This is a genomic window from Pseudotamlana haliotis (assembly GCF_008806375.1).
Classification (GTDB): Bacteria; Bacteroidota; Bacteroidia; order Flavobacteriales; family Flavobacteriaceae; genus Pseudotamlana; species Pseudotamlana haliotis.
Genome location: NZ_WAAT01000073.1, coordinates 1 through 1,938 on the forward strand (window position 1 = coordinate 1; position 1,938 = coordinate 1,938).

Genomic DNA, 1,938 nt, shown 5'->3' on the forward strand with positions numbered 1-1,938 from the left:
TTAAAGAGTAAAAAGACCAACCATTTTGTCCATTACGCCTAAAATGATGTTTATAAATTTCGCTGAAAAGTCTTGATTTTTAAGGTGTTTTGGGAGTGTTAATTCCAATTGGTCAATTGTTAAGTTGTTGCGAATCAAACATTAAAATTATGTTGTCATTAAAAAAAGATGTAACAAATTGAGAATTATATCGTCTCTTTAGTACATCAAAAAACGAAAATCATTAAATCAAACTTAAAAATCTTTCATCATGAAAAAAACAATCATTATTTCAACCATGGCCTTATGCTTATCAGTAGTTAGTGTAAATGCCAGTACAGAACCAGTAGTTTTAAAAAGCAATAAGATAGAAGCTTATTTTAAAGTGAATTCTTTTTGTGTTTCAATAGCAAAAGGGGATTACGACACTGTAAAAACGCTTATAGAGCGTGGTACTGATGTGAATGCGAAATCCAATGGCATGACACCAGCTATGTATGCAGCAAAATACAACCGTACTGAAATTCTTGAATTATTAATTGCACATGGTGCGAACTTAAAAACCAAGTGCAGTAAAGGTAAAACCGCTGCAGATTACGCCGAGTTACATGGTGCTGTTGATACAAAAGCGATTATTGATAATCACTTTATGGCACAAAAAATGAGAAAATAATAATTAGATTACAATTATTTGGAGCTAGTCACTCTTTTGAAACGCCCTGTTTAACGGGGCGTTTTTTATTCAGAAAAACTAAAACTAGAGTGTCTTATACATGGCATAATGCGGACCAATACTAGGAATGTCAAAAGCTTGGCCAAAAGTTTCATAGCCACATTTTTTATAGAAAGGCAGAGCAATTTCTCTTGCGTTACACCAAATGGTTTCTGTGTTTTTTTGGTTCATTAATTTTTCTCCAAAGGCTAGTATCATGTTGCCAAGACCTTGCCCTTGAAATACATTTAAAACTGCCATGCCGCGAAGCTGATATTGGTTTTGTACTGATAAATCAGGGTGCGCGTTTTTAAAAAAAGAGCAGATGCCAATGAGTGTTTCAGCTTGATAAAGACCAAGATGAATTGTTGTAGCTAAGTCGTCACCATCAAAAACACAAGTCGAGATTGGTTTTCCTGGTCTCAAAACGGGATGTCTTACTGAATAGCTTTCCTGAGCGGTGATTTGTTTTATATTAAAATGGTCTTGGTTCATATGGGATTTGATACTTTTGTGCCTTCAAACTTAGATAAAATAATTAGAGGTTTTATTAATCACATAACAAAAAGCCATATGACTTTCACTTTTAAGATTTTAGATAAAACATTCATAGATGCTATCACACCCTTGGTGAAAAAGCTGAATAACGATAAAGTTTCAGAAAGTTTATTAAAAGAGCGCATTGCAGAAATGTTTAATCAGAATTATGAATGTGCTGGTGTTTTTGATGATGATATTTTAATAGGGGTATGCGGTTTGTGGTACTGCACTAGACATTATTCAGGGAGAAGTGTTGAACCCGATCATGTTTTTATCGCCGAAGGCTATCGAGGAAAGGGATTAGGTCACGAGTTTTTTAGTTGGATTTACGATTATGTCTCTAAAAAAGGCTGCGAATCGATAGAATTGAACACTTATGTAAATAATTATTCGTCACATAAGTTTTATTATAATCAGGGGTTTACGATTTTAGGATATCATTTTTTAAAAAAGTTGTAAATTTTTCTTGGAAAATATCTAAAGGTTTATCTATATTTGCAGCCGGAATTAATGCGAGAGTAGCTCAGTTGGTAGAGCGTCAGCCTTCCAAGCTGAATGTCGCCGGTTCGAACCCGGTCTCTCGCTCGAAAAGCTTCACAGAAATGTGAGGCTTTTTTTTATGCTTGAAAGTTACTATTGTAAAATGCAGTAGGGTGAGAAGTTTATGGATCATTCCTAAAAGTTGTGTTTATGCAAAAATTGTAGTT

General features: G+C 34.2%; 3 protein-coding genes and 1 tRNA gene. 3 read left to right on the plus strand and 1 reads right to left on the minus strand.

Annotation, left to right across the window (positions count from 1 at the left end; genetic code table 11):
* Positions 1-250: 250 nt before the first annotated feature.
* Positions 251-652 (plus strand): ankyrin repeat domain-containing protein, encoded by a 402-nt coding sequence (locus F6U93_RS14460; RefSeq protein WP_150940939.1) that lies wholly within the window; start codon positions 251-253, stop codon positions 650-652.
* An 84-nt stretch (positions 653-736) separates the two neighbouring features.
* On the opposite strand, the gene F6U93_RS14465 is transcribed toward F6U93_RS14460, so the two are convergent.
* The gene (locus F6U93_RS14465; RefSeq protein ID WP_150940940.1) at positions 737-1,186 is read right to left on the minus strand and encodes a GNAT family N-acetyltransferase; all 450 of its coding nucleotides are present in this window, start codon (positions 1,184-1,186) and stop codon (positions 737-739) included.
* Here F6U93_RS14465 and F6U93_RS14470 point away from each other — a divergent pair, their 5' ends adjacent.
* Together F6U93_RS14470 and F6U93_RS14475 are read left to right on the plus strand one after the other, a co-directional pair.
* The gene (locus F6U93_RS14470; protein ID WP_317132893.1) at positions 1,187-1,690 is read left to right on the plus strand and encodes a GNAT family N-acetyltransferase; all 504 of its coding nucleotides are present in this window, start codon (positions 1,187-1,189) and stop codon (positions 1,688-1,690) included. It abuts the gene before it with no gap.
* 53 nt (positions 1,691-1,743) lie between these two features.
* A tRNA-Gly gene (locus F6U93_RS14475) sits at positions 1,744-1,816 on the plus strand.
* The last annotated feature ends 122 nt before the right edge of the window (positions 1,817-1,938 follow it).